At 59.5% G+C, this 16889-nt stretch carries 16 protein-coding genes; 7 read left to right on the forward strand and 9 right to left on the reverse strand.

The window, feature by feature from the left end:
• Positions 1-34: 34 nt before the first annotated feature.
• Positions 35-943: an amino acid ABC transporter substrate-binding protein gene (locus EOS_RS22160; RefSeq protein WP_047848852.1), complete on the reverse strand. Its 909-nt coding sequence runs from the start codon at positions 941-943 to the stop codon at positions 35-37.
• A gap of 47 nt (positions 944-990) precedes the next feature.
• Positions 991-2313, reverse strand: a complete 1323-nt coding sequence (locus EOS_RS22165; RefSeq protein WP_047848853.1) for an aspartate aminotransferase family protein — start codon at positions 2311-2313, stop codon at positions 991-993.
• 223 nt (positions 2314-2536) lie between these two features.
• Between EOS_RS22165 and EOS_RS22170 the strand changes: the two genes are divergently transcribed.
• A complete protein-coding gene (locus EOS_RS22170; protein WP_047848854.1) occupies positions 2537-3478 on the forward strand; it encodes a LysR substrate-binding domain-containing protein in 942 nt (313 codons plus the stop codon).
• Between the two features lie 21 nt (positions 3479-3499).
• Here EOS_RS22170 and EOS_RS22175 read toward each other — a convergent pair whose 3' ends face one another.
• From EOS_RS22175 to EOS_RS22185, 3 genes are all read right to left on the reverse strand, one after another.
• Positions 3500-4702 carry a porin gene (locus EOS_RS22175; protein ID WP_047848855.1) on the reverse strand — a complete coding sequence of 401 codons (1203 nt, stop codon included), beginning with the start codon at positions 4700-4702 and terminating at the stop codon, positions 3500-3502.
• 121 nt (positions 4703-4823) lie between these two features.
• Positions 4824-6335: a sodium:solute symporter family protein gene (locus EOS_RS22180; protein WP_047848856.1), complete on the reverse strand. Its 1512-nt coding sequence runs from the start codon at positions 6333-6335 to the stop codon at positions 4824-4826.
• Complete coding sequence (locus tag EOS_RS22185; protein ID WP_047848857.1) at positions 6332-6613, reverse strand: DUF3311 domain-containing protein; 282 nt, start codon at positions 6611-6613, stop codon at positions 6332-6334. The genes EOS_RS22180 and EOS_RS22185 overlap by 4 nt, the downstream gene beginning before the upstream one ends.
• 274 nt (positions 6614-6887) lie before the next feature.
• Here EOS_RS22185 and EOS_RS22190 point away from each other — a divergent pair, with 274 nt between their 5' ends.
• Positions 6888-7268 carry a TIGR04076 family protein gene (locus EOS_RS22190; protein WP_047848858.1) on the forward strand — a complete coding sequence of 127 codons (381 nt, stop codon included), beginning with the start codon at positions 6888-6890 and terminating at the stop codon, positions 7266-7268.
• Positions 7265-8323 carry an aldo/keto reductase gene (locus EOS_RS22195; RefSeq protein WP_047848859.1) on the forward strand — a complete coding sequence of 353 codons (1059 nt, stop codon included), beginning with the start codon at positions 7265-7267 and terminating at the stop codon, positions 8321-8323. Before EOS_RS22190 ends, EOS_RS22195 begins: the two co-directional genes overlap by 4 nt.
• 57 nt (positions 8324-8380) lie before the next feature.
• Here EOS_RS22195 and EOS_RS22200 read toward each other — a convergent pair whose 3' ends face one another.
• Both EOS_RS22200 and EOS_RS22205 read right to left on the reverse strand, forming a co-directional pair.
• Positions 8381-9697 carry an MFS transporter gene (locus tag EOS_RS22200; RefSeq protein WP_047848860.1) on the reverse strand — a complete coding sequence of 439 codons (1317 nt, stop codon included), beginning with the start codon at positions 9695-9697 and terminating at the stop codon, positions 8381-8383.
• Positions 9698-9750: 53 nt separating this feature from the next.
• Positions 9751-10932, reverse strand: a complete 1182-nt coding sequence (locus EOS_RS22205; protein ID WP_047848861.1) for a M20 aminoacylase family protein — start codon at positions 10930-10932, stop codon at positions 9751-9753.
• A gap of 137 nt (positions 10933-11069) precedes the next feature.
• Between EOS_RS22205 and EOS_RS22210 the strand changes: the two genes are divergently transcribed.
• Positions 11070-12002 (forward strand): LysR substrate-binding domain-containing protein, encoded by a 933-nt coding sequence (locus EOS_RS22210; protein WP_047848862.1) that lies wholly within the window; start codon positions 11070-11072, stop codon positions 12000-12002.
• On the opposite strand, the gene EOS_RS22215 is transcribed toward EOS_RS22210, so the two are convergent.
• A complete protein-coding gene (locus EOS_RS22215) occupies positions 11985-12458 on the reverse strand; it encodes an Lrp/AsnC family transcriptional regulator (RefSeq protein WP_087881984.1) in 474 nt (157 codons plus the stop codon). The two genes, EOS_RS22210 and EOS_RS22215, sit on opposite strands and share 18 nt — an antisense overlap.
• A gap of 112 nt (positions 12459-12570) precedes the next feature.
• On the opposite strand from EOS_RS22215, the gene EOS_RS22220 reads away from it, so the two are divergent.
• Together EOS_RS22220 and dapA are read left to right on the forward strand one after the other, a co-directional pair.
• A complete protein-coding gene (locus EOS_RS22220; protein WP_047848864.1) occupies positions 12571-13470 on the forward strand; it encodes a DMT family transporter in 900 nt (299 codons plus the stop codon).
• 230 nt (positions 13471-13700) lie between these two features.
• Complete coding sequence (dapA, locus tag EOS_RS22225; RefSeq protein ID WP_047848865.1) at positions 13701-14558, forward strand: 4-hydroxy-tetrahydrodipicolinate synthase; 858 nt, start codon at positions 13701-13703, stop codon at positions 14556-14558.
• Between the two features lie 31 nt (positions 14559-14589).
• Here the strand turns inward: dapA and EOS_RS22230 are convergent, their stop codons facing one another.
• The gene (locus tag EOS_RS22230; RefSeq protein WP_047848866.1) at positions 14590-15393 is read right to left on the reverse strand and encodes a hypothetical protein; all 804 of its coding nucleotides are present in this window, start codon (positions 15391-15393) and stop codon (positions 14590-14592) included.
• Positions 15394-15737: 344 nt separating this feature from the next.
• Here EOS_RS22230 and EOS_RS22235 point away from each other — a divergent pair, with 344 nt between their 5' ends.
• The gene (locus tag EOS_RS22235) at positions 15738-16886 is read left to right on the forward strand and encodes a CaiB/BaiF CoA transferase family protein (protein WP_047848867.1); all 1149 of its coding nucleotides are present in this window, start codon (positions 15738-15740) and stop codon (positions 16884-16886) included.
• Positions 16887-16889 lie beyond the last annotated feature (3 nt).

Below are 16889 nucleotides of genomic sequence, written 5' to 3' on the forward strand. Positions count from 1 at the left end.
CTTTAGCCGGTCACGGCTTACGCGGGCTGCAGCGCTACGGGGTAAGAGAATCGCTGGGCGCCGCTACGCGAGCCTTGAGCGCTTCGTTCATGGGCAACGCAAGGTTCTGTCCGTGGGGCGGAATGGGCTGGGTGAACCACTTGGTGTAAGTCTTTGAAAATTCCCCGGATGCCATTTGAGCGCGTAGGGCGCCATCCACCAGAGACTTGAATTCCGGGTCGTTCCTTGGAATCATCAAGCCGTAGTAATAGACCTGCCCGCCTGCGTTTGGCAGGTATCGAAATGTCTTGGGTTCAGGCGATCCGGCGACGAGACCTGCCTCCAGAATGTTGTCTTCAAACCATGCAGAAGCGCGCCCTGTGCGCAGCAATAAAAGAGATTCGGCTTGCTCCTTGGATTGAAGGATCGTCATATTGAGCTTTAGATCGCTATTGATCTTCATGGCGAGACCGAGGTTCAGCGAACCCTGCGTCATCACGACCGTCTTACCTTGAAGCCCTTTCTCGTCTGTAATACCCGACGACGCGGTCGTCAGCCAGGTCGGCGCGCCGGCGAAGGTGGCGACCGAAAACCCGACCTGCTGCTGGCGTTCGGCTGTGTTGGTGGTGCTTCCGCATTCAATGTCGATCGTGCCGTTTTGCAGGAGCGGTATCCGGTTTGCCGCACTGACCGCGAGATAGGCGACATTTAGCCTCGGCATCTTCAGATCCGCCTTTAACTTCTCCGCAATCGCGGCGCAAAGGTCGAGCGAGAAACCCACCGGCTTTTGGTCTGCACCAAGAAAAGAAAACGGAATCGACGATTCGCGATAGCCAAGCGTAAGCGTATTCGACGAACGGATTTTTTCCAGTGTCGGACTTTCCGCGTGCACCGCGGGCGCAGTAAGTCCAAAGCCCGTAACGGCCGCAATGACTAGCCAATGTCTCGCCGCAATGTGCTTCATGGTTTCCCCAGTATTGAATGAAATCCGTTCGATCCTGATCGCAACGCTCAGGCAGCTTTCGCGATTGCTGTCTCATCGAGACTGTCGCGCAACGCCTTGTCGAGGATGTCCACCGCACGATCGATCTCGTCCGTTGAAACCGTAAGCGGAGGCGCAATGCGCCATACGGAGCCGCGTTCCGGCCGACGGCGAATATTCATGCTCAGACCGTTTTCAAAGCATTTCCTGGTCGTCATTGCACCGAGTTCGTGAGCCGGATTGCGCGATGCCCGGTCGGTCACCAGTTCGACGCCAAGCAGAAGGCCCGCGCCCCGGATGTCGCCGATCACCTCATAGCGCCGCTGCAATTCTTCAAGGCGGCTACGCAGGTAGCCCCCCATTTCGTTCGCGCGCGCAATGAGGTTTTCTTCCTTGATCACCTTCAAGACCGCAAGTCCAACTTCAGCCGTCAGCGGGTCTGAAACGTGGCTTGTGTAAAACGTGAAGTGTTTCTGGTGGAGGACTTCTTCGATCTTTACGGTCGTCGATACCGCGGCGAGCGGCAAGCCTCCACCGAGCGTTTTCGACATAGTCATGATGTCGGGAACGACATCGAAAAATTCAGATCCGGTCCGGGTTCCTATACGGCCAAATGCCGTTTGCGCTTCATCGAAAATGAGCAGCATGCCGCGGTCGTCCGCCGCCTTGCGCAGTGCTTGCATGAATGAACGCGGAGGCACCAGGACACCCCCCGCGCTGATAACGGGCTCGACAATGATCGCCGCGCCCCGGCCGCTCGACTGCATGTCGAACATCTTCAGTGCCAGGTTCAGGTTTGCCAGTGCCGATTCTTCCGGCGTTGCCCCCTGAATGTATGGGCGATATGAATTCGGCTCGGGAATCAGGAACACGCCGGGTGCGGGAACGCCGTATCCCTTGCGGTCGCTAGCGAAGGACACGGTACTCGCACCGCCCGTGATGCCATGCCACGAACCACCCAGAGCCAGGACTTCATAGCCGTCGGTGTACATCTTCGCCATGCGCAGCGCGACCTCGGTCGCTTCAGACCCGGTGTTGATGAAGATCGTCTTCTTGATATCGCCAGGCAACCAGTCGCGTGCAAGCGTCTGCCCGAGTTCAGCCACGACCTCGGGAATCATGCCGCTGAACATGTGGAAGGCCTTCTCGCCTGCCCGGTGAACGGCTTCGACAATCGCCGGATGGTTGTGCCCGATCGTGGCGCACATCTGCCCTGAAGTGAAGTCCAGGTATTCACGTCCGTTGCTGTCCTTTACGATAGTGCCCTTGGCGGACGTGAACAGGTTCGGGAAGGCGTCGCCGCCGTATCTGACCAAAAAATCGCGGGATGCTTGCAGAAGTCCTTCTTTCATCGTTCACTCCGTTGGCTCGTTATCCGGCCATATCTCATCATTGGCGGGATAATCTGGGTTGCGTAGCATCACATCGGCCGACACATCGGACGACCGCCGCCGGCGCCATGCTCGTCGAAGTACAACATTTGGCATACGACTTGCTCTTGCTGACCGCCGTCAGAAAAGATCATAGGCAGGCGAAAATACCGGCGCCAACGCATATAACTCAGCACCTCGTGAAATGAGCTCAACTAGAAGCACGACGAAATCCCGCCTGCCCCCGCTCAAGGCGCTGCTTGCGTTCGAAGCGGCGTCACGAAGGGGAAGCTTTGCGCTCGGCGCGGAAGAGCTCGCGGTCACGCCGTCAGCGGTCAGTCACCACATCCAGCAACTCGAGGATTTTTTGGGTGTGCCGTTGTTTCAACGGCATCCGGGGCGAGCCGTTCTCACGGCCGCGGGGCGCACCTACGCCCGCGAGATCGAACGCGCGTTCGGTGTGATCGCCGACGCCACTAATCTGGTCGCGCCGCAGTCGCAGCGAGGCTATCTGGTGGTTGCATCGGGTCCAAGTTTCGCCGCCAAGTGGCTGCAACCCAGGCTTCCGGAATTCCTGCGCGCCAATCCGGAAATCAGGATCCGGCTATCCACGCTGTCCGATCATGACGACCTCGAGACGACTCGATTCGATATCGCGATCGCCTATGGTCATCCGCATACTTCGAAGCTCGATGTCGAGCCCTTGTTGGTTGAGCGGCTGCGCCCGTTGTGCAGCCCTGTGCTGGCCACCACACTCGCGCTGAAGAATCCACGGGATCTTTTGCGGGCCACGCTGATTCATTCGTCCAACGGGCTGACATGGTCGGAGTACTTGAGGCGGGTTTGCGACGAGGAAGTCCGGCCCGACAACGAACTCTGGCTCGATCGGTCGGTCATGGCGATCGAGGCTGCAGTCGACGGTCTTGGCGTCGTACTGGAAAGCGAGGTTCTGGCTGCGGAGGAACTGAGAGACGGACGGCTTATCGCGCCTTTCGACGACGCCCGGTTCAGCATCGACGTGACGTCTTATTACCTGGTTCGATCGAGAGGCTATAACACCAGCTCACAAGCTGCGATGACGTTTGAGAGCTGGTTGCGGTCCGCTTTCAATGCGGCGAATCTAACGTCAAAACCGGGTGGAGTGTGAGCCACTCTCGGCAGCGGCGTTTCAAAACGTGTGCGTAATCCCTACCGACACAAGTACCTGTTTCGCCGAGCTCGAGTCGACTCCGGCACCAGCGATTTCCGCTATCGCTGTCCGGCCCACGTTAGCGCCGGCCGAGTTGAATACGGGCGCTATGCCGTCTCCGCCTGCTTTCTGGAACACGGCCACGGCGAAGAGACTGGTGCGCTTCGATAGCGAATAGTTGGCGCCCAGGTTGATTTGCTGGAAGGTCGGCTTCAGCCCTTCATAATCCGCCTTGCCCGCGTTGTAGATATAAGCGCCTCCCACAAGCAGCGCAGGCGTAAAGCGATACGTGGCCGTCACTTCATAGCTGTCGAGTTTGAAATCGCTGCCGCTTCCGGCGTTAGCGAAACCATTGGCGACAAAATACTGGCTGTTCTTCAGGACGGTATGCGAATAGACCAGGCCTACGTTCGCATTCCCAATCGAATAGGACGCGCCGGCGCTAAGAACCTTCATGGCGTTCGCATCCTGTAGAGCAACGTAGTTGCTCAGCGAACCCACGTAGTTGCCGTTCGACGCATAGACACCGCCCGTTCCGTTCGCGTTCGTCGCGGGCGTGTTGATATCGAGGTAACCGGCTGCGAATGCGAACGGCCCCGCGGTGTACGAACCGGCAAGCGCCCATACGCGGTTCGTCGAAAAATCGCCTGCCTGACCACCGAGGCTGAACATGCCGTCGACTTGAAGACCGTTCCAGATCGGGCTCACATACTTGATCACGTTGTTGATGCGGATCGACTGGTTCAGGTTGTCCAGGTCGCCGAAGTGCGAACCGTACCCGGTCGCAAAGTTATTGCTCGATGGAAACATCCCAACCGTATCGGACAACGAATCGTACTGGCGTCCAAGCGTGATGGTCCCGTAGTTATTCGTCAAACCAACGAACGCCTGCCGGCCAAATTCAGTGCCCCCTTGGCCCAGCCGTCCATTCTGGATATTGAAGCCGTTCTCCAGCGTGAAGATCGCTGCATTGCCGCCACCGAGGTCTTCACGGCCCTTCAATCCCCATCGGTTACATCCGGGCGGCGCACAAGTCTCGGACTCGTATACGGGCCCCTTGCCGGTGTTGTTGACGTAGGTAACCCCTGCCGTCACGAGGCCGTAAAGCGTCACGCTGCTTTGGGCAAATACAACTTGAGGCGACGCAATTAACGCGCCAATACAGAACCAGCTCTTTTTCACGGCGATCTCCAGAAGGCGTGTCGAGGATGTCAGGCAGGACGCGTTCGCCATGCGCCGATGGCGGCGTGGGCAAACGTGGATAGGGCGATGGATGGTTTAAGCGCGTGTCAGGGACCGCGTCTCACGCACCGAGCTTGTAGCCGCTGCGAGAAGTTGTTGCCGGCGCGGCGCTGTCCAGCAGGCCGATTCCAATGGCGGCCGGCGCGGGTGCCGGCGTGACGAGGCTGACCAGAATGGTCACGCCAGCGTTGATCGCCATGGCGATCAAGCCGGGTTCCCACTGCGGCCAATGTGTTCCCCAGTAGTGCGCGGAGAACGGTGCGAGCAAGGTGATGAAACCGGCGAGCATGCCAGCGAGAACGCCGGTTGCACTCGTGCGTCTCCAGATGAAACCGAGGAAGACGGCGGGGGCTAGCATGCCGATAGCCGAGTACGCATCGAGGAGAATCTTGACCAGCGAGCCCTTCTGAGCGAGCGACAAATAGACGGCCACGCCGGCAAAACAAACCAGCGAGGCACGTGACAACGCCAGCGACTGAGCTTCGCTCAGACGCGGAGCGAACGGCCGCACCACATTTCGCGTGAAGATCGAACCCGCCGCGACCAGCAGCAAGGCTCCCGGCGCAAGTGCAAGCAGGAATCCGGTTCCCGCCACCAGGCCAATCACCCAGGACGGGTAACGCTCCGATACGAACTGCAGCAACGCGGCGTTCAGGTTGTCGCCGGGCGGATGTGTATTGGCGAGCAGCGCAGCGAAGCCTAGCAGGATGATGAAGAAATACGCGAGCGAATACAGCGGTTGCCAGATGGCGTTGCGTCGAATGGATGTGGCGCTTCGCGCCGAGTACGACATCTGGAACAGATGCGGAAAGACCCAGTTGCCGAATGCAATGTTGATCGCGGATGTCATCAGCCAGATCGCGGTGGTGGGCGAGCTGGCGTCGAGTCCCGGAAACTTGCCGATGCCCGGATGCTTCGCTTCGACCATGCCGAAGATATCGAGTAACGAACCTGCGCCGACCTTGCTTGCCACGGTCGCGCTCAGCAATACCACCACCACGATCATCAGCACATCCTTCACGCCGGCCGCGAATGCGGCCGAGCGGATGCCCGCGACGAACACGAACGCAATCATGAGCAGCCCCGCGACAATGGTTGCCGCGCGGCTCGAGATGGTGTCGTCGAGCGTGAGTTGCACGATCAGTCCGAGGCTCACCAACTGGATCTGGACATACACGATCAGCGACGCGATTCCGATCACGCCAGTGATCACGCCGAGCCAGGGCGCGTCGAAGCGCGCTGCGAAGAAGTCGGCTTGCGTGACGAGTTTTCCAAGCCGGCCGGCTTTCCAGATCTTGGGCATCAGCCAGTATCCGACTGCGTAACTCATCGATACGGAACAGAAGGCGAGGTAGGCGGGCGCGCCAAGCGCCCATGCATAGCCTGAAATACCGAGTACAGCGAAGGTGGTGTAGACCTCGCCGGCATTCATGAACCAGAAGATCAGCGTGCCCAGGCTGCGTCCGCCGACGGCCCATTCGGCGAGGGTTGCGCTCTTGCGGGTGCGTCGCCCGTAAGCGACTGCGCCTAGGACCGTCGCAAGCAGAATACTCAACACGATTGCCATCTTCATTGCGCATCCCCCGTAGAAGCAGAGGTTTTCTCGAGGAAGGACGCTTCCTCGTCTTCTACGCCAGCACGGCGATCCATGAAGAAAACAAGCCCGATGACGATGCTCGCCAGGACGATGCCCGCCATTTGCCAGAACATGGGGAACGGCAAGCCAAACGGTTTCACTGCGACGTCGTTTACGGCCGGAGCCAATAACGCCTGCCAGATGAACGGAATGACCAGCATCCATCGATGCCAATGACGAGGGCGACTTCGTTCACCTTGAAAGTTGCTGTTCATGCCACCTCCTGTAAATTCTGACTGCACACATTGTGATATGAAGTGTGCACTCAGGCAGCACACGAATTCAAGCATGTCAAAATAAATCGTTGAAAATAATCGCGATAGTGCCGGAAATTGGCTTGATTCTGGTATTGACTGGATGCCGCAGTGCAGTATTGACGTACAAAATAACGATACGTACACTCGCTCAAAGTGTATGTTGTGACTGCACGATGTTGTTTTCGATGTCGATGCGGCATATCCGCTGGCCAGCTATTCCCAGGAGAGTTCAATGGCTTCCACGCAACACCCGACCGACTCCGCAGACGACGTATTCGAGTTATACGACCTGCGCGTCGAGGTCGTCGCGCCGGACGGGGCGAAGCTGTATTGCGGCGCGAAGGTGGGTGACTACTTTGAGTTGAAGGGCGAGATGCTGCATTTGCCGCCCGATCAAGGTTTCTCCATCTACTCGCTCGCGGCGCTGTTGCCGCTGCTTGCATCGAAGCAACGGCGGCTGCATCCGAATGACTGGATGAGTACCGACGCAGAAGTCGCCTGTCCCGATCCGAACTGCCCCTCGCGTTTCCGAATCGTGCGTACGGGTCTGCGCCGTTTCAGCCACGCCGACACCACGGCCGTCAAACTTCCTTCCACGGAGCAACAGCAATGAGTTCGCAGTACAGCATCGACTTGGCCCCCGGCTATACGATTTCGCGTCTGCTCAAAGGCGGATGGCAGCTCGCGGGTGGTCATGGTTCGGTCGATCGCGCCACGGCGATCGCCGACATGGCGGCCTACTACGAAGCCGGTATCACGACGTTCGACTGCGCGGATATCTACACGGGCGTAGAAGAATTGATCGGTGAATTCCGCCGCGATTACCTCGCTCGCAACGGCCAGGACAGTCTTCGCGATTTGCGCGTTCACACCAAGTACGTTCCCGATCTCGCGACCTTGGCTACGCTCGATCTGCAGCAGGTCGAGCGGACCATCGACCGGTCGCTGGTTCGCCTTGGAGTCGAACGTCTCGATCTCGTGCAGTTTCATTGGTGGGACTACAACGTGCCGCGTTACCTCGAGACGGCGCACTGGCTTACCGAGTTGCAGCGGGCAGGAAAGATCGCGCATCTTGGCGGCACCAATTTCGATACCGCGCGCACTCGCGAGCTTGTGGAAGGCGGGACGCCGCTCGTCAGCATGCAGGTTCAGTATTCGTTGCTGGATCAGCGGCCGTCGTCGGCACTCTCGCCGTTTTGTGCGAGCGCGGGCATGCAGTTGCTGTGCTACGGCACCGTAGCGGGGGGATTTCTGTCGGAACGCTGGCTCGGCATGAGCGAGCCGACCGATGATCTGGAGAACCGGTCGCTCGTCAAATACAAACTGATGGTCGACGACTTCGGCGGCTGGGATTTGTTTCAGCAGCTTCTATCCGCGCTGAAGGGAATTGCGGAGCGTCATGCGCTTTCCATTCCGACTATCGCCATGCGCTGGGTGCTTCAGCAACCACAGGTCGCGGCCATCATTGTCGGTGTACGACGCGGCGATCATTTGCCCGATCACTTGCGCGTGATGCAGGCCACGCTCGATACCGCCGATCTAGCCGCGCTCGATGCGGTCCTGGTGCAGCGTCGTTTGCCGGATGGCGATGTGTACAGCAGCGAGCGCGATCTGGAAGGGCGCCACGGACGGGTCATGAAATACGACCTGAATGAGACGCCGCATTGATAGCGCTGCTTTGTTTCGAGCCCGCTTAGACATTCATGGTGTCTGCGGGCAAGCCAATCAATCCAGCGCCTTCTGCGACCCTTCTTCAATGAACGCAACGGCGATCAACCCCAGCAAACCGCAGCCGATCACATACCACGCGGGCGCAAGCGTACTGCCGGTCGCGACGATCAGCGAGGTCACGAAGAATTGCGCGAAGCCGCCAAAAATCGCGACCCCGAGGCTATAGACCACGGCACCGCCGGTCGCTCGCACCGAGCGCGGAAAGAGCTCGCCGAGCATCGCGCCGACGCCGCCAATATTGATCGCGTGGACCAACGAGAGGAGCGTGACGACCGTGAGCAGCGTAGTGACCGTAGGCCATCGGTTCAATGCAACGAAGGCCGGATAGATGGCGAGCAACAGCAAGACACGCGAGACTTGCGCGAGGATGTTGCGCCCGAAGCGGTCGCTCAGGTATCCGCCGATCGGCACGACCAGAAAAAGAATCGCGCCCGATACACAGCCCGACAGCATCGCTATTCCCGGAGGCAGGCCGAGTGTCTTGACGGCGTAGATCGACAGATAGAAAACGATGATGAAATGCGCCGATGTGCCGGCAATCGTCAGTCCCAGGCCGGTCAGCACGGCGCGCCGATGATCGCGGAGGACATCGAGGAGAGGCAGCTTCGGCGCTTTTTGCTGCGGCTTGTGCACGGGCTCTTCTTCGAGTGTCCTGCGTAACCACCAGCCGACCGGCACGATCAGCGTGCCGATCAGGAACGGCATGCGCCACCCCCAGCTTTCGAGTCGCGCGGTCGAAAGCGAGGCCGTTAACGCAACGCCGGTCAACGCGCCCGCGAGCGCGGCGAGACCCTGGCTCGCGAACTGCCACGACGCATACAGGCCACGCCGATTCGGCGGCGCTTGCTCGATCAAAAGCGTGGTCGATGCCCCGACTTCACCACCCGCGGAAAATCCCTGAATGAGCCGGGCGATCACCAGGATCACGGGGCCTGCGATCCCGGCTTGTCCGTAGGTCGGCGCTACGGCGATCATCGCCGTGCCGACTGCCATCAGCCCGAGCGTGAGCACCATCGCCTTCTTGCGCCCGGCGCGATCGGCGTACATCCCGATCACAAGACCGCCCACAGGTCGGGTGAAAAAACCGACGCCGAAGCTCGCGACCGCGAGCAACAACTGCCCGACTGGATCTTGCACGGGAAAGAAGAGCTTGCCGATCAGCAGCGCGAAGAAACCATAGACGGTGAAGTCGTAGAACTCGAGCGCGTTGCCGACCGCTGCCGCGGTGACGAGCCGCACGCGGCTTTGCTTGCGCTGATCCAGCGCCGCGCCCGGCGGAACGTCGAGGCTTGATACGGTCGGTATGCTCATGTCTTCTCTCGAAACTGCAGTTGGGGATAAGGCCGGATCGCTCAGTCGGCGATTCAGTCGACTAGATAGGCTTCGGTCAGGCGCACCCAGTAGCTCGCGCCGATGGCAAGAATGTCGTCGTTGAAGTCGTAGCCGGGGTTATGAACCATGCAGCTCCCCTTGCCTTCGACGCCATTGCCGATCCACGCATAGGCACCCGGCACGACCTCGGCCATGAAGGCGAAATCCTCGCTGCCCATGAGCGGGTGCGCTTGTGTATCCACGCGTTGCGTACCGAGCATCTTCTGCGCGACCTCGGCTGCGAAAGCGGTTGGTTCGGCATGGTTGACGAGCACCGGATAACCCCATTCATAGTCGATATCCGCTTCCACGCCGAACGACGCAGCCTGTGCGTGAACAAGCGCCGTGATGCGTTCCCGCAAGAGCGTGCGTACCGAGGGATCGAGCGCGCGGATAGAGAGTTTCATCTCGGCGGTTTGCGGAATCACGTTGAAGGTTTCGCCTGCCTTCACACTGCCGACCGAGATTACCGCTGACTTCTGCGCATCGACTTCGCGCGCCACGATGCTCTGCAACGCGAGGATAATGCCGGCGACAGCGGGCATGGGATCGCGCGACAGATGCGGCAACGCGCCGTGGCCGCCTACCCCGCGCAGCACGATCGTGGCGCGGTCGGCGGAAGCCATCGCGGGCCCGGTGCAGAAGTTCATGCCGCCGGCTTCGTAACCGGGCATGTTGTGCAGGCCGAACACGGCGTCACAGGGAAACTGCTCGAAAAGACCGTCTTCGATCATGGCGCGTGCACCGCCGTAGCTCTCTTCAGCGGGCTGGAAGATCAGCGTCAGCGTCCCGGAAAACTGCCGGCTTTCTGCGAGATAACGTGCGGCGCACAGGAGCATCGCAGTGTGGCCGTCGTGACCGCAGGCGTGCATGGTCTTCGGGACGGCGCTCGCGTAGGGGAGGCCTGTCGCTTCTTCGATGGGCAACGCGTCCATGTCGGCGCGCAGGCCGATACGCCCGCTGCCGCCGCCAAGCTTCAGCACCCCCACCACGCCGGTCTTGCCGAGGCCGCGCGTGACGTCGTAGCCCCATTGCGTGAGCAGGCTCGCGACGAGATCGCTGGTTGCCCGCTCCTGGAACGCGAGTTCCGGATGCGCGTGGATCTGGCGCCGCACGGCGATGAGGTCGGGCGCGATGGCGGCAATTCCGGGAATGACGGGATCGACTGACAGCATGAACAACTCCTTATTACATTTCGATAGTTCGACGTGACTGCTTCCGGTCAAGCATATAAAGTCACAAAGAAAACCAAAAGACAGTTAATTTAATTTGTGACTACCTACAGTTGTCGGTATAAACCCTTGAATTCCCAATGAAATACCATCAATTGCGCGCGTTCCTGACAGTCGCCGAGCAGGGCAGCATCCGCGCGGCGGCGCGTAGCCTGCATCTCTCGCAAGCGGCATTGACGAAGGCGTTAAAGGAGCTCGAACAGGACCTGGGTGTGCCCCTCGTGCTGCGTACCGCGCGCGGCGTGCAATTGACCGCGTTCGGCTTGCAATTGAGGATTCGCGCGCAGATGGTGGTGAGCGAAATGCGCCGCGCCGAAGACGACATCGCGCATATGAAAGGCGCGGTGACCGGCAGCGTTGCGGCGGCCGTCACGCCGACCGCCGCGTCGTCTGTCTTGCCGACAGCATTCCGGGCATTTCGAACGAAGATGCCCCATGCACGCGCGAGTTTTATCGAAGGATTTCCGGGCGTTGCATTGCCGCGCCTGCGTGACGGGTCGCTTGATTTCGTCGTGGCTGTGGTCGTGCCGGAAAACCTGGGACCCGAGTTCGATTACATCGAGCTATACAAAATCAGCTCGGTGGTCGTTGCGCGGGAAGGTCATCCGCTCGCGCAATGCACGTCGCTTGCTGAACTGGTCGATGCGGAATGGCTGTTGAATCCGTCGCCTGAAAGTTCGACACGCGGGTTGCTCGATTTGTTCGCCGCGCGTGGGTTGACGGTGCCGCAGAAAATTATCGAGTGTCCGAGCTTCGTCATTGCGCACGGCTTGCTGCGCGGCTCGGACACGGTTGCGTCGTTGCCCGAGCCTTTGCTCGACCAACCGTGGGTGAGGGAAGGCATCGCCGTGTTGCCTATAGTCGACCTGCCGCCGCCAATACCCATCGGCGTAGTGACGCGCCGCGACAGTCCGCTGACGGCGGCTGCTTCGCTGCTGCTGGATTGTTTGCAGGACGCGGTTGCATCGCTACGCTTGAATGTCCCGGCACGCCGCTCAACCCAAGGGCGGTAAGCGTCGTTCGACAGGCGTCGACTTGATGATTGCCGTACTCGTCTCGGCCCGCTCTGTGATCTTCGAAAGAATCTCGTCGAGCTGTTCGATTGTCTTGAGAAATAGCCGGCAAACAAAGCAGTCGTCGCCGGTGACCTTGTCGCATTCAACGAATTCGGGAATGCGCCGGATCGCTTCTTCCACAAGATGCAACTGTCCAGGCAATGGCTTGACCCGAACGATGGCCTGAAGCGTGTACCCGAGCGCACGGGGGTCGAGTCGGACCGCGAACCCCTGGATCACGCCGCGCGCTTCAAGTTGCCGCACGCGCTCGGCCGTGCTGGGCGCTGACAATCCAATCCGGCGCGCGAGTTCGCTCATGGCGATGCGGCCGTCCTCGGACAGAACGGCGAGCAATTCGCGGTCGGTCTGGTCGAGCAAGACCAGACCCGGCGGGGAAGAAAGGCGATTCTTCAAATGAGCCTTCGATTTGAAGTTAAAACGTCGATGTCCGTTCATTTTACACATGGAATCTCGCTCGCGACGCCACTAGACTGATGGAGCCGAAACCATTTTAAAAGACGAAGCGATGGGCTCCAGAGAGACGCGCGTTGGTTGCGTAGAAATGAGCGTAGCGATGCTGATATCCGGCACGGTCGGCTGGCTCGTCGTGTCGTCGCAGCAATCGCCGCTGAACGTCGTGTTCATTCGTTGTGTGTTCGGTGCGGCGACGCTGCTTGTGATCTGCGCGTTCAAAGGAATGTTGCGCCGGAGCCTGTTTTCATGGCGCATGCTCGGACTAGTCGCACTTGGCAGCGCCACGATTGTGGGCAACTGGGTCCTGCTGTTTGCGGCCTATTCGCGAGCATCCATCTCGATGGCAACAGCCGTCTATAACACCCAGCCGTTCATGCTAGTACTGCTCGGGGCGGTGGTGTTTCGCGAACGAATAACCCTTCGCACGATCTTCTGGCTCACTGTCGCATTCGTGGGTCTCGTACTGGTCGTTAGAGTGGAGCCTGCGGTGTTGGCCAAACCCGGCGAGTATCTGGAAGGTATCGCGTATGCGCTTGGCGCGGCATTTCTCTACGCCATTTGTTCGATCGTGACCAAGCGGCTCAAGGGGACACCACCCCATTTGATTGCGTTATTGCATGTGGCGCTTGGCATCGTCACGCTTGCACCGTTTGTCGATTTCAAGCACCTGCCCACGACGCCGAATCATTGGGCGGATCTCGTCGTACTCGGCGTGGTCAACACGGGCGTCATGTACGTGCTGCTGTATGGCGCGATTCAGAAATTGCCGACTGCGATGACAGGCGCGTTGTCGTTTATCTATCCGGTCGTGGCAATAGTTGTTGACCGGGTCGCCTTCGGTCAACGCTTAGGGTGGCTTCAGATTATCGGTGCAGCGCTGATCCTCCTGGCGGCCGCAGGAACTACCTTGGGCTGGCAATTCATGCCCGGTAAGCGGGCGGCTTTCGAGTAACGAATCTACCCGTCAAATGAACAAGCATCAGTTGTTTCCTCGCAATGCACTTGATCGCGTCAGCGCGATCGGGTTGCTTGCGGGCGCAGGTTCCAAACGCAAATAACCGTTGCTTATCTGACCGGAGCGCTGTTCCGTCAGGTGCGACGAAACGGATGCGGCTGCTCGATTTTCCATCTCTGCTTTCCGATGCCCTGACGGTTTTTATCGGTCAAACAGGAGAGTATGGAATGTCGATTTTCTCTGGTATCTGGATTCCGCTTGTCACGCCGTTTGCAAACGGACGTGTCGATCACGACGCGCTGCGAGGTCTCGTCCGGTCTTATATCGAAGCGAAGGTCGCGGGGTTCGTTGCGCTGGGAACAACGGGCGAACCGTCGTCGCTCGATCACGCTGAGCAAGAACAGGTTCACGCGACTATCCTCGACGCCGCGAAGGATCTTCCGGTCTTGATCGGGCTGGCTGGCAACAACGCGCTGGAGCTTCGCGAACGCGTTCTGCGCTTGAACGAGCTTCCGCTTGCCGGGTTGCTCGTCCCTGCGCCGTATTACGTGCGGCCCTCGCAGGCAGGGTTATTGAGCCATTTCACGACCCTCGCCGATATCAGCGCGTCTCCTTTGGTTGTCTATGACATTCCTTACAGGACCGGCGTGCGGTTAGATATCGCGACGCTGCTGACGCTTGCCGGTCATCCCAACATTCACGCAATCAAGGACTGTGCTGGATCACTGGAAACAACACTCGCGCTGATTCTCGATGGACGCTTGTCCGTGCTGGCGGGCGAAGACCTGAATATGTTCAGCACGCTATGTCTTGGCGGCCATGGCGCGATCGCAGCGAGTGCGCACGTGCGCGCGGCCGACTTCGTTGCGGTCTATAGAGCGATAAAGGATGGGCGTATCGATGAAGGGCGTGAGCGGTTTCATCGTCTGGTGCCTTTGATACAAGCGCTTGTTTCCGAACCTAACCCGGCACCTGTGAAGTGTGCACTCGAAGTCCTGGGAATGATCCGCCAGGAACTGCGTGCGCCGATGACTCCAGCGACTGAACAGCTTCGTCATCAGCTTGGAGTTTTGCTATCGAGCTGAGCGAAATAAGTGTGGTTCCACGGGTATCTGCTTACTTCACCAAGTGCAGTCCCTTCGCCAGCACAATGCCCTTCTCGCGATTGATCAGCCAGATGTCGCCGATGTTCGCGTGGAGCGTTGCCGTTCGCGTGGTGATGTCTGTAGGTTCCTCGTTGCTCGGGTCGGTATGGTCCTGTGTCTCCGTCAAGTAAGGCGGCACCACGCGGCAAATCAATACGAGCGCGAGATCGCCGTCTTCCTCCGAGAAGGCAGCCGGTGAAAGCACGAAGCGTCCATGCACGGTGGTCTTGTTGTGCTTGTTGACGGGATCCAGCTCGATCAGGTCGACAGTCTGGATATAGCCTTTGGATTTCGCTTCGGCCGCTACAACGAGCTTGTGGCCGCGCGGTCCGGTAATCGTCTTTTTGAGGACGATCGTATCCGGGTGATCGCTGTCCGACAGATCCACGTCCACTGTCATCACGCGGACCTTCGACCGATAGCGGATTCCATACGGTGCGGGCACCACGAACGCGAGATCGCGGCTCAGCTTGGCGTCTGTCAACGCTGCGTCGTGCAACGTCTTCGGCAAAGCTTCGCCAATCAGGTCTTCGACTCGATGAGCGAACGAGCGCGTTTTGCTATCGGTGAATTTGCGCGCCAGCGCGTCCCTGACGGCGGCCGGATCGTCGCCGGTGAAATTGGGCGTCACCAGGACATTGACCGGGGCTGCGCCAGCTGTTTGTTCGGACGCCGCGACGGCACTGCTGGCGCTTTGAGCGTGCGCCGCCCCGGACAGACAAAGAAGAACACAAGCGGCGCTTACGCTCGCTCGTTTGATTTTCTGAAGACTCATTAGCAGACTCCCTTGGACATGATCGCGGACCGTCTGGTCTTCTTGCTGCATGAGCAGCGCTTGAGTCGATTTAATTCAATTCTATTCAATGGTACCCGGCTAGAAAAGATAAATGGGGGCATTGCACGCATGGTGCGGCAAGTGAGCCGTATTAAACGTAAGGCGAGGGTCCGCTCAATGACCGGGCGGGGTGTAAAGTTTCGCAAATCGACGAGCGCCTGAGACTCAGGCGATTAAGAGAAACGCTGGACTCGCATAACCATTCCGCTAAGGAAAGTCGACATGAAATTTCCCGCTATTCACGCGCCGCCAAGGTCGAATTGCTTATCGCACCGGACCCTGCGATGAGCGGGCCGCTAAAGGGGATTCGTATTGTCGAGATGGTTGGGCTTGGCCCGTGTCCGTTCGCCGCCATGATGCTCGCCGACATGGGTGCGGAAGTGATCCGCATCGACCGTAAGCCGGCCGGCGGCACGACACCCTATCCCATGCAAGGCACGAAATTCGACGTCATGGCGCGTGGCCGCCGCTCTCTGGCGCTCGACCTGAAGCAACCGGAAGCACGCGAACTGGCGCTGCATCTTGTTGCTCAGGCCGATGCGCTGATCGAAGGTTTTCGCCCCGGCGTGATGGAGCGGCTTGGCCTCGGGCCGGACGTGTGCCTGGAGCGCAATCCGAGGCTTGTGTATGGCCGCGTCACGGGCTGGGGGCAGGATGGTCCGCTGGCCAAGACCGCCGGTCACGATCTTAACTACATCGCGATGAGCGGCATGTTGCACGAGATCGGCCGTGGCGATGCGCCGCCGGTGCCGCCGCTGAATCTTGTCGGCGACTTTGGCGGCGGCGGGATGATGCTCGCGTTCGGCGTGGTGTGTGCGCTGCTGGAAGCGCGTGGTTCGGGCAAGGGCCAGGTTATCGATGCCGCCATGGTCGAAGGCTCCGCGCTGCTCGGCGCGATGATCTACGGCTACAAGGCGTTTGGCGCGTGGTCGGGCGAGCGAGGTTCGGCCATGCTTGCCGGCGGCGCGCATTTCTACAACACGTACGCATGCGCGGACGGCAAATTCGTGTCAGTCGGGGCGATCGAACCGCAGTTCTATGCCCTGCTGCTGAAGCTCTGCGATATCCACGATGCCGCCTTCGACAGCCAGATGGATCGCGAACAATGGCCTGTGTTGAAAACCAAAATTGCGGCTATCTTCGCGACGAAACCGCGGCAGGCGTGGTGCGAGTTGATAGAAGGCACGGATGTTTGCTTTGCTCCCGTGCTCGATATGAACGAAGCACCGGAGCATGTGCATAACCGGACGCGAGGAACATTCATTGAAGTGGATGGGGTGACGCAACCGGGACCTGCACCGCGCTTCAGTCGCACGGTGCCCGAGGTGAGTGGGCCGCCGGCGAGTCCAGGGCAAGATAACGAAGCGATCCTGCGTGACTGGGATGTGCCGGGCGCGATGATCGAAAGGTTAAGGGAGAAGGGGGTGATTTAACGG

This window comes from Caballeronia mineralivorans PML1(12), from assembly GCF_001028175.1.
Lineage (GTDB): Bacteria > Pseudomonadota > Gammaproteobacteria > Burkholderiales > Burkholderiaceae > Caballeronia > Caballeronia mineralivorans.